Here is a 19,131-nt window from a genome sequence, read left to right on the forward strand (position 1 = left end):
TTTTTGGTTCTATCCGGGTAAAGTGTGCAAACGATTACCAGTCCTGGTTTTAGCCAATCTCTTTTCAAAGTATGCCTTTACTATTTTATTGGAAGAGTAAAGATAAACGTGCTGCCTTTTTCTCCCTTTGATTCCACCCAGATTTTTCCTCCATGAAGATCTACGAAGTTTTTAGCAATATAAAGTCCAAGTCCAGTTCCACCGTATCCCCTAGTTGTGGAAGAATCTGTCTGAATAAAAGGCATAAGCATCCTTTCATGATCCTCCTTTGATAACCCTATTCCGCTATCAGAAACTTTAATCTCGAGCATCTCTCCTTTTTTGAGGGCGCTGACGGTAACCTTTTTCTTTTCAGGAGTGAGTTTTATAGCGTTATTCATTAGACTGTACAGGATCTGTCTCAGCTTTGTCCTGTCTGCCCGGATGTTCTCAAGAGAGGCATCAACCTTTACCTCTACACTGACTTTCTTACTTGAGGCAAATGAGAGGAGACTCATTCTTACCTCTCCTAAAAGGCTGGCAATATTCACATCTTCATAATTAAGGTTGTTTTCCCCGGCTTCGAGCCTTGATATATCAAGTAGATTACTGATGATTTCTAGAAGGTTCTTCCCGCTTATGAGAATATTACTTACATATTTTGATTGCCTCGTGTTCAGGGACCCAAAAGCCCCTTCCAGCAGCAAATCGGAGAAACCTATTACCGAATTAAGAGGAGTCCGAAGCTCATGGTTCATATTAACTATCAGCCCACTCTTGGCCCAGTTTGAAACTTCTGTATCTTTTTTTTCTTTGAGAAAATTATTATTCAGCTCTATTTTTTCGTTCAGACTTTTCAAACTCTCCAATTTCCCTTTTCTTTTGGCAAAAAAGTTGCTTTCCTCCATTAATTCAAGCAGGACTTTACCTGAAAGTTCTTCAAGAGGAATGGTATAGAGAAGTGTGATGCTTTTATTCTTTTCCAAAGCCATTGTTTCAACGGCCTTTCCACACGTCTCAAGACAGGGCTTAATAGAATTTCCAGCGTTTTTAATCTCAAAATTTGTTCTAAACCCTGAAAATCCTCCAGAAAGAGTTTTTAGATATCCTTTTTCTGCGAGTTCTTTTACTGCTGAAGCAAGAAGAGTAAGATCTTCCGGGAGCGGATTAGCCGGCAGAAATTCTAACTGAGAAGAAGCGAGATAATGCTCAACATCCACTCCTGCCTTCATAAGTTCATTTTTTGCCCCTTCAGCGGCCATTTTATCCGGGGAAAACCATAAGCAATATTCTCCCCCTTCAAGTCCTTCCTTAAAATAGGTAACAAGTAATTCTATCAATCCTTCGGTATCTTCATACACGGCAGAGATCTGGTGACTCTGCGGAACTTTTAAAGAAGGTCCGGAGTCTTCAGCAATATTCATCCTCAAAATCTTTCCCCTCCATATTCTAATTGCGTTTCAGCATTATGCAACTGGGCTTGAATAGGGTATGAGATAGAGTCTAAAGAGGCAAATTTTAATGTTCAGCAATTTCAGGCAACTTAAGCGCTTTAAATCAGTTAAAGAATTCAGGGCAACACAATCCTCTTTCTAAACTTATGATACTTATACATACTCTTCATTTTTTATAAGTATATTGCTAGCATATATAAGAATCCGCGTTTATACTGTTCTATTAAAAGCAATTTATCGTATATTCGGGAATTAGTATTTACTGAGATTGCGGAAATCTTACAAAATGGGACCAGAAAAAATGGAGCCAGAAAAACGAAATCTGAAAATATGAAAACCGAAGAAATACGTTTTAATTTTAACTATTCGCAACTATTCGCAACTACTCGCAACTATTCGCAAACGTATTCTGTATTTCCCTACTGCAGCTGAAGATTGAAGCTCGACTTGTGAAGTTTTAAACAGAGCTACGGCATCAAGGGTGGAAACTCCCCTTTCATAATTATTTCATCCAAACTTATACTGGGAATGTATTTCTCGGGAGAATTATGCCTTAATTAATATATTAATAAAAACCGGAATACTAATTATGTATCTTGGAAATAAATAAAGATAGGATTTTCAATTTAATTTTTCCGGCAGAATTCATACTATTAATTTAAGCCGGTGCTAAAAGATTTATTTGCGCAGCTTTGAGGAGGACTAAAATACGGAGATTGGAGAGAAAAGGGCTATTGGAGCCAGAAATTTTCTTTACCCTATGCCCACTACCCTTGTAGGGGCTCATGTAAACGGAAAGCCGAATTACCTGACAGTCGCTTTTTGCGGAGTCGTACAGGCAAGCCCTCCCATGATCGCGGTGACCCTTGGGAAAATTCACCATACAAATGAAGGAATAAGAGAAAACCAGTGCTTCAGTGTAAATATTCCTTCTCAGGACATGGTGGAAGTTACGGACTACTGCGGCATAGTCTCTGGAAAAAAAACGGATAAATCCGAAATTTTCGAAACCTTCTACGGAAAACTTGAAAAAGCCCCAATGATCCGGGAATGCCCTGTAAATCTCGAGTGCAGGCTTATAGATATTCTGGATCTCAGAGGCGCAAGTGAGGTTTTCATAGGGGAGATTGTTGAAGGTTATGCAGAGGAAAAATATCTCTGTAATGAAATTCCTGATATCGAGAAGATCAAGCCTATAGTTTTTTCCATGTATGATAATAATTACTGGGGAATAGGTGAGCACCTGGGCAAGGCCTGGTCCATCGGGAAAAATTTTGCTGAAGGCGGTAAAGAAAAAAAAGCTGAAAACGATAGATGATATGCTGTAGTAAAACTCCAATACGAGCGAAAGGAAAATAAATCTTATTGCAAGCGTGACCGGAAGAAATAAGTAAAAACGCATAACTGCACAATTAGCCTAATAAAGGTATAGTTAGCCAAATAAATGTATAATTAGCTTAATAACTGTATAATTAGTTTAATAACTGTATAATTAGCTTAATAGCTGTATAATTAGCCTTTCATTAGAAAAGCTATTGGAAATATTCTGTTCAGCTCAAAGGTTTTTCAGCTCAGAGGTTATTTATTCAATGGGAAAGGGGGATTACACATAAAAATAACAGTATTCAGCGGGAGCCATAAGGGCAGGGAAGGAAACACTCTAATTCTGGTAGAGGAATTCCTGAAAGGAGCAGAAGAAGTCGGAGCAGAAACCGAAAACATTTTCCTGATCGAAAAAAGAATTGGATATTGCAGAGGAAAATTCGAGTGCTGGCTCAAAACCCCTGGAAGTTGCACAATCAGGGACGATATGGATGATCTGCTTCCCAAATTTGTAGCTTCAGATATTGCAATATTCGCATGTCCCGTGTATTTCGATAATATTCCGGCTGTTATGAAAAACTTTATAGATAGACTTACTCCTGTGCTTGTGCCTCATTTTGAAGAAGACGAAATGGGAGAGTACAGGCACGCAAAACGCTATGAAAAGCTTCCAAAACTCGCCGTGATATCAAACGCTGGGTTGCCGGGCCAGACTAACTTTGAGGTTGAAAGCCTTTTTTTCAAGCGGCTTGCAAGAACGTTTCACACTGAACTCGTTGCTGAAATTTACAGAGGAGAAGGAGAAATCTTCAGGGGCAAAAACAATATCATGCTAAAACCTCTCTTGGGGAAGTATAAAAAAGCTCTCAGACGCGCAGGAAGAGAACTTGTAGAGAACCAGACACTCTCAGAAAAAACCACAACAGAACTCGAAAAACCAATTGTACCTGAAAGCCTGTACATAAAATTCGGGAACGAAGAATGGGACCGGCTGTGCGAAGAAAATAAGGTTGACTGAACAGTGCTGCAAAGATATGAAGAAATTGCAGACCTATGGATACTAAACTGGATTAAAAACAAGCCTTTTCAAAAAAAGCTTGACCGCAACCCTTTTCAAAAAAGGCTTAACCGCAACCCTTTTCAAAAAAGGCTTGACCGAAAACCATGAGCCAATATTTGGGTTTGATGAACTTATCCCCAAACCCTATCGGCGTGATCACAACCCTTTTCAAAAAAGGCTTGACCGAAAACCATGAGCCAATATTTGGGTTTGATGAACTTATCCCCAAACCCTATCGGCGTGATCAACCGGCGCAACGGTTGCGGGTCAACGGTTGCTAAAAAAGCCTTCTGGCTGTTCTTTCTGGTTATTTATTACTTAGTCTCCAAACTGCCTTCCACAAGGTCTTCCAGACTGTGTTCCATGTAAGGGGCATTGCTCCTGTTGATCAGTTCCTGACAGACTTCTGCCGGATCTCCATCCATTGCAAGGGCTCCGTTATCAATCAATATAGTCCTGTGAGCAACTTCCCGAACAAAGTCCATGTGATGGCTTACAAGCACAATGGTCGTGCCAAAGCGTTCGTTGATTCTTTTTAAAGAGTTTGTGACATCCCTGAGAGTTACAGGGTCAAGGTCTCCGAAGGGTTCATCAAGCATAAGATATTCGGGAGAGGTTGCAAGGCTTAAGGCGATGAAAGCCCTGACATGCTCGCCCCCGCTGATCTGGTAAGGAGTTTTGTCAAGAATTTCCATTGGCAGGTCAAGGGCTTCGAATACCGGCCTTGCATAGGTATCAACATCAGTTATCGGGATCGTCGGGAAGAGGTCAAAATAGATTGTGTCATTCAGATTGAGTTCCCGCAGAGCGGTTTCTTTCTCTTCTTCTGGCATGTCAGGCAGGCGGTATATAGTATCAAGGGTCTCATCCGACAGCCCTATTTCCCTGGCTTTCCTCCTTGCGTGTTCAATTGCACCTTGCTTTTTCATGCTTAACCTGAACCGAATCTGTTCCCTTACCGTGGAATTCACAGACATAGAGAATTCCTGGTTCATAATACTCATGATCCTGCGGAGTTCCATGCGTTTTTCGCTATACCTGGTGACATCTACCCAGTCTCCACTGCAGAGATATTCGACGGTTCCACTCTTTTGCTTTACAAGCCCTTCCATGAGTTTCATAAGGGTTGTTTTTCCAGCTCCCGAGGACCCGATAAAAGCCAGAATTTCTCCTCTGTAAACATCGAGAGAAAAATCTTTGATATTCAGGACTTCTCCCATCCTGATGATGGAATAACGTTTTGAAATGTCCTTAACTTTAATGCAGACCTCTTTCTTCTCGGGTTCCACAAGCTTTTCCTTTGGCTTCATATCCCTGAGGAAATTTTTAAGTACCAGAGAAGGTTCTCCTTCGGCTGCAATTTTCCCGTTTTCAAGGAAAATCAACCTGTCGGCAAGATAAGCGTGAATTTCCGGAAGGTGAGAAACTACTATAATTGGGATGTTCAACTTCTTTTTCAGGCTTTTTATTACATCAAGAACTTCCTGCTTTGTATCCGGCCCGGTCATTGTAACAGGTTCATCGAGAAGAAGGAGTCTCGGCTTTGCGGCAAGCTGCCTTGCCATTACAACTCTCTGTTTTTCTCCCCCGCTCAGAAGATTGGTGGAATGAAGCGCCTTATCCTCCAGGCCCACCAGTTTTAGATACTCCATTGCTTCTTTAAACAGCTCGTCGTAATCAGTATCTACACTATGCGGGAGATATTCATTCCGTGGAAGGGATTCATACCCCACTCGGAGGTAGTTCAGCTTTCTTATAACATTTTCAATCGCAGGCCCGTTCCAGAGCCCGAAGTTTCGCTGTAGGTGTATTGCGGTTACGCTCTTCAGAAATTTTTCCCCTTCAATCCCTGAAGCAGGCGTTATAATTTCTCCATCTACTTCCACAGTTCCCTCCTGAAAGGGCTCAACTCCTCGGACGATGCGCAACAATGTCGACTTTCCGCTTCCGCTTCGACCTGTTATCCCAAGGATTTCTCCATCCTCCACCGTGAAGTCGATATGGTCCAGCACTCTTATCTTTTCGGAACGTACCTCATAATCTTTAACCAGGTTGGAAACTCTGAGCATAATCATACCTTTTAGTGTTAATCGTGTAAGTTAATGCCTGACCCGAAATATATTCTGCAATTCTGCCAATTGCGCGTGATAACTTATCTTTATCACTGCAATTTTCGGATGCTTTTGCGCCAGTATAATTTATACTAAAATAGGAGTCAAATATTACCTTATAACTATTTATTACAATCGGCTGCTGTAATTCAACACGAACAGTCTTAAAAACTAAGTAGGAAAACTCAAAACTTTCTGAGACATACCACACATCAATTTAAAGCTAAAACCTTAGAGCTAAAACCTGCGCTCCTAAGAAAAGTACCCTGAAAAAAGAAGTAATTTAGAAGAGTAGTAGAACTAAATAAGTCTTAAATAATCTTAGACAAGATTTAATAATCATATATATAATTTAATAATCTTAAATAAGTTCTATAAGTCTTAAATAAGTTCTATTATACTTAAAAGCAGGCAGCATATCCTGAATCATTTTTTCAGGGTTCATCTTTTTATTGCTGATACAAGCTCAGCCACTTTTACAGTAACATCCCTTACTTCTTCAAGAACGGTGCCGGTAACTATCATATCCGCACCTGCCAATGCACAGAGTTTTGCAGCCTCTGCGTCTCTAATCCCACCGCCAACAATGAGTTTGTTTTCCCCTAGAACTTGCTTGACAGCTCCTATCATCTCAGGGTTGATGGGCTTGTCAGCTCCGGACCCGGCTTCAAGGTAGGTATAATGCATGCCAAGGTATTTGCCTGCAAGGGCATATACTGCGGCAAGTTCAGGTTTCTTTCTGGGGATCAGTTTTGCGTCCCCTACCCAACCAACAGTCCCTCCGGGTTCAACTATGAGGTATGCCATGGAGATAGGTTCTATCTGACTCTGGTATACAAGCGGAGCTCCCAGAACCTGGTTTGTGATCACATACCCTAGATCTCTCGAGTTCAGAAGACTCATGAAAAATACGGCATCTGCATACCTGCTAAGCCCGGCTGAACTTCCCGGGAAAAGAATGGTTGGGACATCTACCTTTTCTTTTATCTTTATGACGGTTTCATCAAGCAGGGTTCCCGACGCTCCGGTTGAGCCCCCTATCATAATGGCATCAGTGCCCCCCTTGACTGCTGCAAGGGCGATTTCAGCGGCTCGTTCAGGTGTTTGGGAAGCGGGATCGATAAGGGTAAGATGAACTTTTCCTTCCTGATCAATGATTTTCTGAAGGTGTGCTTCCACCTGCAAAAAAGATCATGCTCCCTTGGATTCCTTGGATTTTACCCGAAGAGCACTGTAGCCGCATTTTCTGCAGCGGGTTGCCCTTATTGCATTCCTTGCATTGCATCGCATGCAAATTTTTTTATTTAATAATCTTTCTTCTGCTTCTGGAAAACGACCCATTTTTGTCACCTGCTATTATTTTTCAATATTGATAAGGTATATAGCCCGCTTAATGGATGTTAAGGAATATAACGTTTTTCATCAAAAAAGCCCGTCTTTTATTGAGTTTGCAAGCTTCCTTTCTTTTATTTTTAGAATAACCATCGTTTTTCTTATTCTGCGAACTCAAAGCTTATTTATTGCTTACGTTGTTTATTCTCTGCCCTGTGGCTTAACCAGGCTGAAGCTGTAATTAAGTTGACATTGGACTGTGTCAAAGTTAACATTGAAATTATATAACGATGATAATTAGTTACAGATAAAATCGGCATTTAATGCTAAAATCAGTATTTAAAGCTAAAATCGGTATTTAATGTTAAAATCGATATTTAAAGCTGAAATCGATATTTAAAGCTAAAATCGGCATTTAAAGCTAAAATCGGTATTTAAAGCTAAAATCGGTATTTAAAGCTAAAACCCTCAGGTTTTAAGTATAACTCCATGTTTAATTTAACCTTTTAGGGTCTATTTAATTTCTTTGTCTTATAAATGGTGATTTATGTGTTGATTCATCCTATAGACTATCGGTATGGTACAGCAGAAATGAAACATGTGTGGAGCCAAAAAAATAGACTTAATAAGCTCCTTCAAGTCGAAGCGGCCCTTGCCCGCGCCGAAGCGGATATGGGTTTGATCCCTGCAGATTCGGCTGAGATTATATCTGAAAGTATCTCTTCCGTAAAAGCTGAAAGGGTTGACGAAATTGAAGCCGAAATTCATCATGACATGATGGCTGTGGTCACTGCGATTTCTGAACAGTGTAGAGATGATGCTGGAAAATGGGTACATTTCGGAGCAACTTCAAACGATATTCTAGATACGGCAACAGCTCTCCAGATTAAGGATGCAATCGACCTTATGGAAGATAAACTCAAAACTTTTCTCGGAGTTCTGCTTGACAAGGCCGAAGCCCACAAGAATACGGTCTGCTGCGGAAGAACCCACGGACAGATAGGGGTTCCGACAACATACGGCCTGCGTTTTGCCATATGGGCTTCGGAGATTTCAAGGCATCTGGACCGTCTCCATCAACTCACTCCAAGAGCAACTGTAGGGCAGATGACAGGAGCAGTAGGGACCCAGGCTGCGTTTGGAAAAGCCGGAATTCTTATCCAGAAACTTACAATGCAGCACCTTGGAATTGGCGCTGTTGATGTTTCCAACCAGATAATTCAGAGGGATAGGCACGCTGAATTTGTAATGTGGATGGCAAACACGGTCACGACTCTGGATAAGATAGGTATAGAAATAAGGACCCTCCAGCGCAGTGAAATTGCCGAGATTGAGGAAAGTTTTGGAAAAAAACAGGTCGGCTCATCTACTATGCCCCATAAACGCAATCCCATAAAGTCCGAGCAGATATGCGGACTTGCAAGAATTGTAAGGGCCATGGTTGAACCCGAACTCCTTAATAATACCCTGTGGGATGAAAGGGATCTGACCAATTCTTCTTCCGAGCGGGTAGTTTTCCCTGAAGCCTGTGTGCTTACAGACCATATCCTCAAACTAGGGATAAACGTAATTGAACACCTGAGATTCTATCCTGAAAATATCCGGAGGAATCTGGAACTGCTAAGAGGCCTTAATATGGGAGAGGCCGTAATGATTGAGCTTGCAAAAAGAGGAGTAGGCAGGCAGGAAGCCCATGAGCTTGTGCGGACTGCAGCGATGAAAGCCCACGATACGGGACAGCACTTCAAAACTGTGCTTCTGGAAACTCCTGATATTGCAAGATATTTGACTGCTACAGACATAGAGAATCTGGTAAATCCTGATAAATATATAGGAACTGCAGTGGAACAGGTTGAAGTACTTGTCGCGAAACTTCGTGAGGCTTATTCCCTCTAACGTACTTTTTCTAACCTTTTTTAATTTTTTCTCTAACCTTTTTAAGGTTTCCTCTAACCTTTTTTAAGGTTTTCTCTAATCTTTTTTAAGGTTTCCTCTAACCTTTTTAACTTTGTAATTATTTAAACAAGTGAACGATATTGTTTTCTCTAGCCAGCGTGATCTCTTTTTATTTCGTAACTATTCAGGTAGCCTTGTTAAGGCTACACAATTTTTCCTCGTTCCGAGGAAAAATTGGATATAAAATGAACCATTTTCTTCCTTGATGAAACGTGAAGAGATTCTTGCTTTGTGTGCTTCAAACCCTGAAGTTATTGCTTATATTATAAGTCTTGAATCTCAAATTAAAGACCTCACTGAAAGATTGCAAGTTTTAGAATTTCGCTTAAATCAAAACAGCCGAAACAGCAGTAAACCTCCTTCTAGTGACTATATTTCCAAAGGAAAACCTAATCCAAAGAGTCTCCGTAAACAGAGTGGCAAGAAACCTGGAGGTCAAGAAGGTCATCCCGGGACAACTCTCGAAATGGTTGATAATCCTGATTAGGTAATAGAGCATTCTTTGAACTGTTGCGAAGAATGTGGACATAATCTTAATAATGTTGAAGTTAAAGCTTATGAGAAAAGACAGGTTTTTGATATTCCCCCTGTAAATCTTATTGTTACAGAACATCAAAGTCAGATTAAGATCTGTCCTTGCTGTGGAAGGTTAAATAAAGCTGAATTTCCAGAATCAGTAAATTCCCCAGTTCAATATGGTCCTAATATCGTAGCTTCAGCAATTTACTTTAAAAATCACCATTTCATTCCTTATAAAAGGATTTCTGAATTGTTTCATGATGTAATGGGATAAAATCAGTTCTGCTACCATTATTGAAGCAGAAAGAGAATGTTTCCAGAACCTTGAAGAATTTGAAAACGTAATTCGAGAAAAGTTACTCTCTTCTCCTGTTATCCATTGTGATGAAACTGGAATGAAAGTTCACGGAAAAAGACATTGGCTTCATGTAGCTTCTACTGACAAATACACTTGTTATTTTGCTCATCCGAAAAGAGGATCAGAAGCTATTGATGCTATGGGAATTCTTCCAGAGTTTAAAGGGGTAGCAGTTCATGATGGATGGAAACCTTACAACGGTTATAATTGTGATCATGCTCTTTGCAATGCTCATCTCCAAAGAGAACTTATTGGAATTGAGGAGAGTTATAAACAGCAATGGGCTAAAGATATGAATGAGCTGTTATCTGAAATGAAAAAGTATACTGATGAGTGCAAAGAGCAGGTCAAAGATCTGGATTTTGAACAAGTTAAGGCATTAGAAAAAAGGTTCGATACTGTAGTCGCGAAAGGAATTGAAGAAAATCCACCTTCTCTAAATCCTGAAAGACAAGGAAAACGTGGTATGTATCCAAAAACCAAAGCAAGGAATCTGCTTGATAGGTTTATAGAACATAAAGAAAAGATTCTGAGATTCCTGAAAGACTTGAAAGTTCCGTTTGAGAATAATCAAGCAGAAAGAGATGTCAGGATGATGAAACTACAGCAGAAAATATCAGGAACTTTCAGAACTACACGGGGAGCGGAAGCTTTCTGCAGAATTAGAGCATATATTTCCACAATAAGAAAGAATGGTTTACCTGTTTTAGAGGGTATTCTCGCGGCGCTCAAAGGAGCGCCGCTAGCTATACCCTGAATAGTTACTTTATTTCTTATAATTTCCTTGAAAATCTGCATAAGCTACTTATTGCCCTATATTTTTAGATATCATTGAGGATTTAGAAGCCGCCTGACCAGAGATCCTGAGCCATTTTATTCCTGCAGATTCTGTTTGAAAACCTCAAGATTTTCCCAGTTAAATTTTTCCGGAGGGCAGGCTCGGATACATTTCTGGCAATGGGCACCTTCACAGAGGTCAGTGCTTATCATAACCCTGTTTTCGTCGTCAATTGATATGGCGCCAGTTGGGCAGACTTTAATACACTTTTTGCACTCGGGGCAATCGACAACCATCGTCATGTAGGTTCCGACTCTTTCAAGTACATGAAGTCCTTCTTCTCCAAGAACTGGAATATCTCTCTCCACACGTTTATCAATAATGGGATTCTGTATCGGGTCTCCCAGACCTGGAAGCTCTTTCTTTTTGAGATATTTCTTGAACATTTTAAAGGGCATGCCTTCCTCCCAGTATGCAAGTTCAAGAACATATACGTCCCGGAATTCCGGAGAAGTCGCAAACATTATATGTGTACCTATTATCTGACTTGCAATATCCTGCAGCTCCCATAACCTCTTTTCCGACAGCAAAATTTCACGGGCTACTGCAAGTGAAGTGTTTCCAAGCTGGGAGATCTTTCCTGTTGCGTACGGGATCAAACCGATTTTCTGGGCTTTTGCCGCATCCATATATGTACCGGCAGCACCTGCCATATAAGCCGCATCGATGTCTGCCATTTCGATACCTGCGGTGGAACAGAGAGTAATATGCCCTGCACGAATTGCGCCTATAGCTTTTCCGGCTTCCTTCAGGTCTTTTTCAGAGAAAGTCATCCGGTTTTGCAGATGAATAAGCCCGTCTGGAGTGTTAATCTTTGGGAGCTCTATAAGGCCACGTTCGATTCCTTTTTCTATCAGAGCTATGACCCCAGTACCTGTGATTCCTTTGGCTTTGATCTGACCTTCCTCAAGGATTTCCCCGGTTGCCGGATTTATTACATCTCCGGGAACTGGTTTCATTTCTTCACTCAGAACGTAGTTCCTTAATCCCCCATTCTCGAATTCAAAATCTGATATAACGTACGGAGACGCAAGGTTTCCATGCCTTATCTGCTGTCCTTCAAGGGCAGGGCCAGCAGCTGCCGATCCCGTATAAATAATATCCTTCACTTTGAGGGCCATCTCTGCATTTGTTCCGTAGTCCGTGGCAATTGAAATTTCGTCGCTGTCGAGCATTCCGGATTTTATAATCAGAGCAAGGGCATCGGCCCCAACTTCATGTTTTATTGCAGGAGGAACTACGATCTCACAGTCATACTCATCAAACTCGGGAATTTCGCTGCTATGTACGATTCTCGCGCTTCTGTCCTGCTCCTGTATATTGTACTTCTTTTTCTTCCGCTCTCCTGCATAAGCCAGATCTTCAATGCTTATCCCCTGAAAGATAGATAGCTGAATTGGGTTCCCACATATTGAAAGTCTTTCAAGTTCTTCGTTTTTCACATCAAGAGCCTGGAATATGTTCTTTACTGCATTTATAGAAAGTCCATGTGCGAGATCCTGGCCATAGTGAATTGCGAAATCCATATGATCCATCACATTAGCTCCAGGAAGAGGATTCCTCAAAGTTATCACTGTTCTTCGGATCTCTTCTGTATCAAGATCGATTTTTTGAGCTCGATACCCACTTGTTCCAAGGTCAATTGCAACTCCACATCTCATAGAGATTCCCCAAATTCTCCCCATTTCACCGGTACTTTGGTGTATTATATAGCTGTTTCAGATTTATTTATACATTATTTTGAAAAATAACGTATAAATAAATAGGGTGATTTATTTCTTAATACATATCTTAAGCCCCTCTGAATCTATTATGACTTACGCAGTTGAACTGAAGAATCAACAGCATCAGACAGTCAACTGCCTAAAACATAACTTTAATTTACAATCTTTGTTGTAATTGATTTTGTTCCTCACGTGCGTAATTCCTATCTATCTTAATACTTTTCTAAGCCGTTTAAAAAATAGTCTAACTTAATAGTCCCGTTCTCATTGCTCTTTTCTTTTAAGGCCAATTGAACATTCACGTCCCATAATGAAAAACAGACATCGGGAGGGATATGAATGGCATATCTTTATATATTACAAGTGACTTTGTATAGCTGATGAGCTAGTCCGGGTAGCCCGGCGTTACCTGTAACCCGAAATCGCCGATACGCGGGGGACGAAGCCAATGGAAGATGCGTCGAAGAGACTCCAGCCTGGAATCTCAACGGAGAAGCCCCGTCCTGCTGGGATGGTGCAGGTATGCGGGTTTGCTGGAGAGCAGGTCTTCATACCCTAACTGCAGAAACCGGTCGAGGCCCGGAAGGGAGCAGACTTACTGTGGGCAACTATCGCTTGCGGGGCTGCGGGGTGGAGAAGAGGTTCCAGTCTCCTGGTATCTCCAAGATTCAACGACCTGAGGTGTGCTCATCGCTTTACACAAAATGATTCAGAATAGATCAGGTGATTCAGTTTTATAGCATAACTATTATTGAATAGTTTCTGTGAAACCCTTTCCCTGGAAAAGATTAAATACATAAAATGCGTTTAAGGGGACGCGCTTCTTGAAGTCCTTTGTGACGAGATAGCCAAGCCCGGTATGGCGCGGGATTGCTAATCCCGTGATGTTCTGCATCCCGGGGGTTCGAGTCCCCCTCTCGTCGTTCTTTTTAATTTTTTATGAGTTTAGTTTTTTATGAATTTAGTTTTTTATGAATTTAGTTTTTTATGAATTTAGTTTTTTATGAATTTAGTTTTTTATGAATTTAGTTTTTTATGAATTTAGTTTTTTACGAATTTAGTTTTTTATGAGTTTAATTTTTTATGAGTCTCGTTTTTGGATGTTCACAAAAAGCCTATATAGATTACGTAACAGCCCAAGCTTCAAAGGAAATTACCACCAGGATTGAGCAGAACACTCAAGAACTTCTTTAATCACAGTACTCAACACTATGGAATTTCGAAAACAAAACCAAATAAGATTTTTTGGCTGAATGGACTTTTTCTCCTGCCAATTTCCTGTGTCTTTCAGTTTTTTGCTTTAGTTTATTCTTTGTTTTGACCTATTATTTTTAAGAATTTTGCACCAGATGTTCATGTCTTCAAATCCATTTCCAATCTTGCAGTTGTTAACTAGCCTACCTGTGTAAGCATAGCCAAGAGAAGCAAAAGCTGCGTTTATTCCTGGAGATAAAGCCCTACAGAGAGTATAAGAGCTCCTGAAACCTCTTTTTGAAAGTTCTATTTCCAGGGCTTTGATGAGCTCTTTTATCAATCCTTTTCCCCTCTCGGAAGGAATTGTCAGACAGTCGGTTATTTCGGCACACTTATTTGTTGGATCCATTTCTGCCGAAGCAAGGCTCAAGATTGTTCCTTGCTTTTCCGCAAGGAAATAGAGAACATTAGAGTCCATAGTTTTTAGAAGATAACTTTTCATGTGCAAAGGAGTGGGATAAAACTTAAACTCCTGCCTGTAAAGAGTTGCCATTGCTGAGGCATCAGCCTGGACCGCAGACTTGAGCCTGTACTCTTCTGGAAGCCCGATATTCTCTGTTTGTTTTCTTATGCTCTCATTTTTTTGGGGATCATCCGGTTTTTTCAGTTTTCTCCCGGCAATTATTACTTTTCTGAGACAGTTTTCAATTATCCGGTCTTCTTTCCCTTTATTAGGAGAAACTCCTCTGGAAGTTTCGGGGTAACTTGAGAAAACATGGCAGTCTTTTCCTGCATAGTACCCATTAATGGTTCCTTCCTCTACATACCCACAGGTTTCAAGCTCTTTTATGTTTTCCAGAGGCGCATATACAATTATCTTCCCAATTTTTTCTACTTTGGCAACGATTTTGAGAATTCCTGAAATGTTCTCAAAAATCCCGATAAGATTCATAACTTTTATTCTGCTGTTGTAGTAATCAATTACAAGCTCAGCTTTTGATTCATCGACCTCCAGATTTATCTTTTTCCAGTATCCCGCCAGTTCTTCTTTAATTTCAAGAATAAAGGGAAGGTTTTTTTCCATATTTGTTCCTCCTTACGTTTTTAAAGTTTTTTTACTTGAGGAGATTTTCCTGGTTTATTTCCTTCACTCTTTTCTTTAGAAACGATTTTTTCTTTCGAGGCTTTCGGGCTCGAGAGCGATGATGTCATTTTCTTCGTCATATAGTTTTGCAATGCCTGTGTCACTTTTAAGCCCTGGATACTTATCGCAGATCAAACAGGATTGCTGGCACTCCCAGGAATAAGCTTCAGGTTCTGGGTACATACAGATCACCCCTTCGTAATTTCTAAGGACAACTCCTGTGTCCGAGCTTGAGATCAGGTAATTAGGACCTACAGGAATTTTTCCTCCTCCTCCAGGGGCGTCAACAACAAAAGTAGGAACTGCAAGGCCCGATGTATGTCCTCTAAGCATCTCAATAATTTCTATTCCCCTCGCAACTGAGGTCCTGAAATGCTCCAGCCCAAAGGAAAGGTCGCACTGATAAAGGTAATAAGGTCTCGTTTTTATCTTCAGGAGTTCGTGGCAAAGTTTTTTAATTATCATCGGACAGTCATTAACTCCCCTGAGGAGTACGGACTGATTACCAAGAGGAACTCCGGCTTTTGCTAGCATTCTCATTGCCTTTTTAGCTTCCGGGGTAATCTCTTTTGGATGATTAAAATGGGTATTGAGCCAGACTGAAGGATATTTTTCAAGAATTTCACATAATTCAGGGGTTATGCGCTGAGGGAGAGTTACAGGAACCCTTGAACCTAACCTTACTATTTCCACATGAGGAATGTCAAAGAGCTCCCCCAGGAGCCAGTCTAGCCTTTCATCGGAAACGAGCAGGGCATCTCCTCCCGAAAGCAGGACATCCCTTATTTCAGAATGTTCCCTGATATACTCGATCCCTTCTCGAATTACCGTTTCAGGGTAGTCGTACTCTCGGTTTCCAACCCTTCGCTTGCGGGTACAGTGTCTGCAATACATCCCACAGCGGTTTGAAATGAGGAAAAGCACCCTGTCAGGATATCTGTGGGTTATACAGCTCTCTTCAGAAGGAGAATCCTTATCCTCACATAGGGGATCTTCGAGTTCCCAGGAGGATTTTTTAAGTTCGGCTGAACTGGGTACAGCCTGCATTCGGATGGGACAGTTGGGATCTTCCGGATCGATAAGAGAAGCATAATAAGGAGATATCGCCATGGGAAAAACTTCAAGCGCTTTTTTAATATATTCTTTCTCAGTATCTGATAACTGAATCAATTTTTCAAGTTCTTCTACGGTCTCAATTCTATGCCTGTACTGCCAGTTCCAGTCTGAAAATTCTTCATCAGATGCATTAAAACAGTTCATAATCTTAGATTTCACATTTAAACCTCAGTGAAAGCTGAAAGAAAAATTGTAGGACAAACTTTCAGAGTACAATAAAATGAACTCTGTTCTAACAAATTAAATTCCTCTTTTTTCAGCTTATTTAGAGAAATATGTCATGAATTTGTTAATATTCCTATTAAACAAATATATTAAATACTTTTTTGTGTAATCGAGTTTTAATAATCCTTTTTTCTCGAAAAAAAACTTAAAGATATCTTTTTATTTAAGGTTTTTTTTGATTTTACACTTTCTAATTGTTTCATTTTCGTTTAAAAATTCATATTTTATAGGATTTCCTTTTTTCCTTCTTTTAAAGAGGGTATATATGTATAAAGAAACAGAAAAGTAATTGATTCTTTTTTTAGTAGTTTCAGGAAAGTAACAGGACCTTCAGAGAGGAATAAAGGCTAGATTAAGTTTTTAACTTTTTAATAGACTTTGTTTTAAGCTATGAAGACTAAAAATAGTTTTTAAATCCCCGTATGCTTATTTTTGTCTTGTTTATGCAAATATATCCCGCATAATTCTTTAATTTCCTAAAACATCTCATGTTTTCAAAATACCTACCATACCTTTTTATTTGTTAAGATAGCTAATCCATACTCCCATATTATATTTAGTATGTTCTTGCTTTTTCTCAAAGGCTCAAGTCAATGAAATTTATATTATTTAAAAAATCATTATATATTGATGACAGATAATCTTCTAACTGACCTTTTAATCATTTTCGGGCTTTCTATTCCTGTAGTTTTTACTTTCTCAAAATTAAAAATAGCTCCACTAATTGGTTTTCTACTTGCAGGCATTCTTGCCGGACCTTTTGGTTTTGGACTTATTCGAGAGATCGAAAACATCGAATTTTTGGCTGAAATCGGAGTCGTACTCCTGCTTTTTACCATAGGTATAGAGTTTTCACTGCGCGACCTTTTACAGCTTCGCAGAATTGTAATTTTTGGAGGTGGTTTGCAGCTTTCCATAACTTCAGTTATCGTTGCACTTATATTCCTCTGGTTTGGAAATTCAAGAGAATCTTCAATTTTCCTCGGGCTTTTAGTAGCGTTAAGCAGCACTGCAATTGTCCTTAAACTCTTACAGGAAAAAGGAGAAATCTATAGTCTTCACGGGCGGACTTCCTTAGGAATACTGATTTTTCAGGATATCGCAGCAGTGATAATTATTCTCTTAATCCCGGTCCTCGCAGGCACTCCAGGAACTGAAAAGTCCTTTTTAGAGCTTATCCTGCAGGGCCTCGGGCTCATTGTGTTCACCTTTCTAAGCGCCAGGTACGTCGTTCCTTTTATCATGTACCATGTGGCAAAGACACGAAATAACGAGCTTTTTCTCCTATGCGTTATAGTAATAGGGCTTTCCGTCGCATGGTTGACTTCCATTGTCGGGCTATCTCTGGCACTGGGAGCTTTTCTTGCTGGCCTGATTATCTCTGAGTCTGAATATTCGGTTCAGGCTCTTGGGAATATAATTCCATTCAGGGACATGTTCATGAGTATTTTTTTCATTTCGATAGGAATGTTGCTTGATCTGGATATATTAAGAGAACACTTACTCTTGATCCTGGTTGCTACCCTGGCTGTGCTGCTCCTGAAAGTTTTAGTAAACAGTTTGAGCACCTTTTTCATAGGTTTTCCTTTGCATACAATGATTCTGGTTGGATTTTCTCTTTCACAGGTTGGGGAATTTTCCTTTATTCTTGCAAAAGTAGGTCTTGCAAATGGATTGGTTTCTTCTCTAATGTACCAGGAATTTCTGGATGTGGCAGTGCTTTCTATGGTACTTACCCCTCTACTTATGAGTATAGGGTATAGAACTACGACTTTTGTTGATTCGCTGCATTTCCCTCCCGTATTAAAACAGGGCTGGTACAGTAAATTTAAAGAAAAAGAATATGAAGAGAAACCTGAAAACCATGTAATTATAGTAGGATTTGGGATAAACGGTAAAAATGTCGTGACTGCTGCAAAGGAAGCTTCAATTCCCTACATAGTAATTGACATGAATCCTGAAGTAGTTAGGATAGAGAAACAGAGAGAAGAGCATATTTTTTACGGTGATGCTGCTCAGAGTGCTGTGCTGGAACATGCCGGCATTTATACTGCGAAATCCGTTGTTGTGACCGCAGGCGATCCTCCGAGCACCAAGAGGATAATTGAAGCTGCTCGCAGGCTGAACCCTCAAATTCACATTATTGCCAGAACACATTTCCTGCGTGAGCTGGATAAATTTTATGATTTTGGAGCAGATGAGGTCATTTCTGATGAATTTGAAAGTTCAATAGAGCTTTTCACAAGGGTACTTCACAGATATCTGGTGCCCAGCAGTGAAATCAATTCCCTGACTTCAACATTACGTGCAGACCATTATAAGATGCTTCGAAATCCTAGCATTCGCAGGAAAAAATTCTGCGACTTAGCTCTCGATTTTGCAGATGTAGAAATCCGGAGTATCAGGGTTGGAAAGCTCTCCAAAGGTGCAGGAGTTACTCTTGGAGAACTAAATCTTCGGAAGAATTATGGAGTGTCTGCACTTGCAATCTCACGTAGTCATAAAATCATTCCCGGGCCGGAAGCTGAAACTAAAATTCTTGCTGATGATATTCTGCTTGTGATCAGCCCACCGGAAAATTTCGATGAGGTTAGAAAGCTTTTTGAGAATAGTAAAGAATAACTATTCTCTTTTACTCCTTTTTTATATATCGGTTATAAAAATTCTCAAGTCTTTAGTTGGGAAATAAGCGTTAACTTATGCTTATAATTCCTTTGTAGTCGATATAGCAGTTGCTGTTAGAATGAAGGATCGTCTATAGAATTCCTTTCTGTAATTACAGGACAAATCATGAGCCA

At 40.1% G+C, this 19,131-nt stretch carries 12 protein-coding genes, 1 tRNA gene, 1 other RNA gene and 1 pseudogene; 8 read left to right on the plus strand and 7 right to left on the minus strand.

Features of this window, described 5'->3' with window-relative positions; translation table 11 throughout:
- Window positions 1-80 precede the first annotated feature (80 nt).
- Window positions 81-1,403 (minus strand): ATP-binding protein, encoded by a 1,323-nt coding sequence (locus MSVAZ_RS17175; protein ID WP_232316310.1) that lies wholly within the window; start codon window positions 1,401-1,403, stop codon window positions 81-83.
- 790 nt (window positions 1,404-2,193) lie between these two features.
- On the opposite strand from MSVAZ_RS17175, the gene MSVAZ_RS17180 reads away from it, so the two are divergent.
- From MSVAZ_RS17180 to MSVAZ_RS20655, 3 genes are all read left to right on the plus strand, one after another.
- Window positions 2,194-2,751, plus strand: coding sequence for a flavin reductase family protein (locus tag MSVAZ_RS17180; protein WP_048122974.1), 558 nt, complete (start codon window positions 2,194-2,196; stop codon window positions 2,749-2,751).
- 297 nt (window positions 2,752-3,048) lie between these two features.
- Window positions 3,049-3,774, plus strand: coding sequence for a flavodoxin family protein (locus MSVAZ_RS17185; protein WP_269746834.1), 726 nt, complete (start codon window positions 3,049-3,051; stop codon window positions 3,772-3,774).
- Window positions 3,775-3,853: 79 nt separating this feature from the next.
- Window positions 3,854-4,012 (plus strand): hypothetical protein, encoded by a 159-nt coding sequence (locus MSVAZ_RS20655; RefSeq protein WP_156151134.1) that lies wholly within the window; start codon window positions 3,854-3,856, stop codon window positions 4,010-4,012.
- 118 nt (window positions 4,013-4,130) lie between these two features.
- Here the strand turns inward: MSVAZ_RS20655 and MSVAZ_RS17190 are convergent, their stop codons facing one another.
- From MSVAZ_RS17190 to MSVAZ_RS17200, 3 genes are all read right to left on the minus strand, one after another.
- Window positions 4,131-5,885: an ABC transporter ATP-binding protein gene (locus tag MSVAZ_RS17190; RefSeq protein ID WP_048122978.1), complete on the minus strand. Its 1,755-nt coding sequence runs from the start codon at window positions 5,883-5,885 to the stop codon at window positions 4,131-4,133.
- A gap of 483 nt (window positions 5,886-6,368) precedes the next feature.
- Window positions 6,369-7,112, minus strand: coding sequence for a geranylgeranylglyceryl/heptaprenylglyceryl phosphate synthase (locus MSVAZ_RS17195; RefSeq protein WP_048122980.1), 744 nt, complete (start codon window positions 7,110-7,112; stop codon window positions 6,369-6,371).
- 6 nt (window positions 7,113-7,118) lie between these two features.
- Complete coding sequence (locus MSVAZ_RS17200; RefSeq protein ID WP_011305703.1) at window positions 7,119-7,268, minus strand: 50S ribosomal protein L40e; 150 nt, start codon at window positions 7,266-7,268, stop codon at window positions 7,119-7,121.
- Window positions 7,269-7,808: 540 nt separating this feature from the next.
- Between MSVAZ_RS17200 and purB the strand changes: the two genes are divergently transcribed.
- Together purB and tnpC are read left to right on the plus strand one after the other, a co-directional pair.
- On the plus strand, window positions 7,809-9,155 hold the full coding sequence (gene purB / locus MSVAZ_RS17205) for an adenylosuccinate lyase (protein ID WP_048122983.1): 1,347 nt from the start codon (window positions 7,809-7,811) through the stop codon (window positions 9,153-9,155).
- A gap of 262 nt (window positions 9,156-9,417) precedes the next feature.
- Window positions 9,418-10,849 (plus strand): annotated as a pseudogene (gene tnpC / locus MSVAZ_RS17215) (IS66 family transposase).
- 116 nt (window positions 10,850-10,965) lie between these two features.
- Here tnpC and MSVAZ_RS17220 read toward each other — a convergent pair.
- Entirely contained in the window at window positions 10,966-12,591 is a 1,626-nt protein-coding gene (locus MSVAZ_RS17220; protein ID WP_048122986.1) for a methylamine methyltransferase corrinoid protein reductive activase, read from the minus strand.
- A 441-nt stretch (window positions 12,592-13,032) separates the two neighbouring features.
- Here MSVAZ_RS17220 and ffs point away from each other — a divergent pair.
- Window positions 13,033-13,347, plus strand: an RNA gene (gene ffs, locus MSVAZ_RS19835) — signal recognition particle sRNA.
- A 145-nt stretch (window positions 13,348-13,492) separates the two neighbouring features.
- Window positions 13,493-13,577, plus strand: a tRNA-Ser gene (locus MSVAZ_RS17225).
- A gap of 377 nt (window positions 13,578-13,954) precedes the next feature.
- Here the strand turns inward: MSVAZ_RS17225 and ablB are convergent.
- Window positions 13,955-14,932: a putative beta-lysine N-acetyltransferase gene (gene ablB, locus MSVAZ_RS17230; protein WP_084626188.1), complete on the minus strand. Its 978-nt coding sequence runs from the start codon at window positions 14,930-14,932 to the stop codon at window positions 13,955-13,957.
- Window positions 14,933-15,007: 75 nt separating this feature from the next.
- Complete coding sequence (kamA, locus tag MSVAZ_RS17235; protein WP_048122988.1) at window positions 15,008-16,267, minus strand: lysine 2,3-aminomutase; 1,260 nt, start codon at window positions 16,265-16,267, stop codon at window positions 15,008-15,010.
- Window positions 16,268-16,963: 696 nt separating this feature from the next.
- On the opposite strand from kamA, the gene MSVAZ_RS17240 reads away from it, so the two are divergent.
- Window positions 16,964-18,955 carry a cation:proton antiporter domain-containing protein gene (locus MSVAZ_RS17240; RefSeq protein WP_048122990.1) on the plus strand — a complete coding sequence of 664 codons (1,992 nt, stop codon included), beginning with the start codon at window positions 16,964-16,966 and terminating at the stop codon, window positions 18,953-18,955.
- Window positions 18,956-19,131: the final 176 nt, after the last annotated feature.

Source organism: Methanosarcina vacuolata Z-761 (assembly GCF_000969905.1).
Lineage (GTDB): Archaea > Halobacteriota > Methanosarcinia > Methanosarcinales > Methanosarcinaceae > Methanosarcina > Methanosarcina vacuolata.

What these genes read in the sequence shown, in the direction of transcription:
- MSVAZ_RS17180 (WP_048122974.1), top strand. Translation starts at nt 2,194, where the DNA reads ATGCCCACTACCCTTGTAGGGGCTCATGTAAACGGAAAGCCGAATTAC.
- ablB (WP_084626188.1), bottom strand. Translation starts at nt 14,932, where the DNA reads ATGGAAAAAAACCTTCCCTTTATTCTTGAAATTAAAGAAGAACTGGCG.
- MSVAZ_RS17190 (WP_048122978.1), bottom strand. Translation starts at nt 5,885, where the DNA reads ATGCTCAGAGTTTCCAACCTGGTTAAAGATTATGAGGTACGTTCCGAA.
- MSVAZ_RS17200 (WP_011305703.1), bottom strand. Translation starts at nt 7,268, where the DNA reads ATGGGTCGTTTTCCAGAAGCAGAAGAAAGATTATTAAATAAAAAAATT.
- MSVAZ_RS17240 (WP_048122990.1), top strand. Translation starts at nt 16,964, where the DNA reads ATGACAGATAATCTTCTAACTGACCTTTTAATCATTTTCGGGCTTTCT.
- MSVAZ_RS17175 (WP_232316310.1), bottom strand. Translation starts at nt 1,403, where the DNA reads ATGAATATTGCTGAAGACTCCGGACCTTCTTTAAAAGTTCCGCAGAGT.
- MSVAZ_RS17220 (WP_048122986.1), bottom strand. Translation starts at nt 12,591, where the DNA reads ATGAGATGTGGAGTTGCAATTGACCTTGGAACAAGTGGGTATCGAGCT.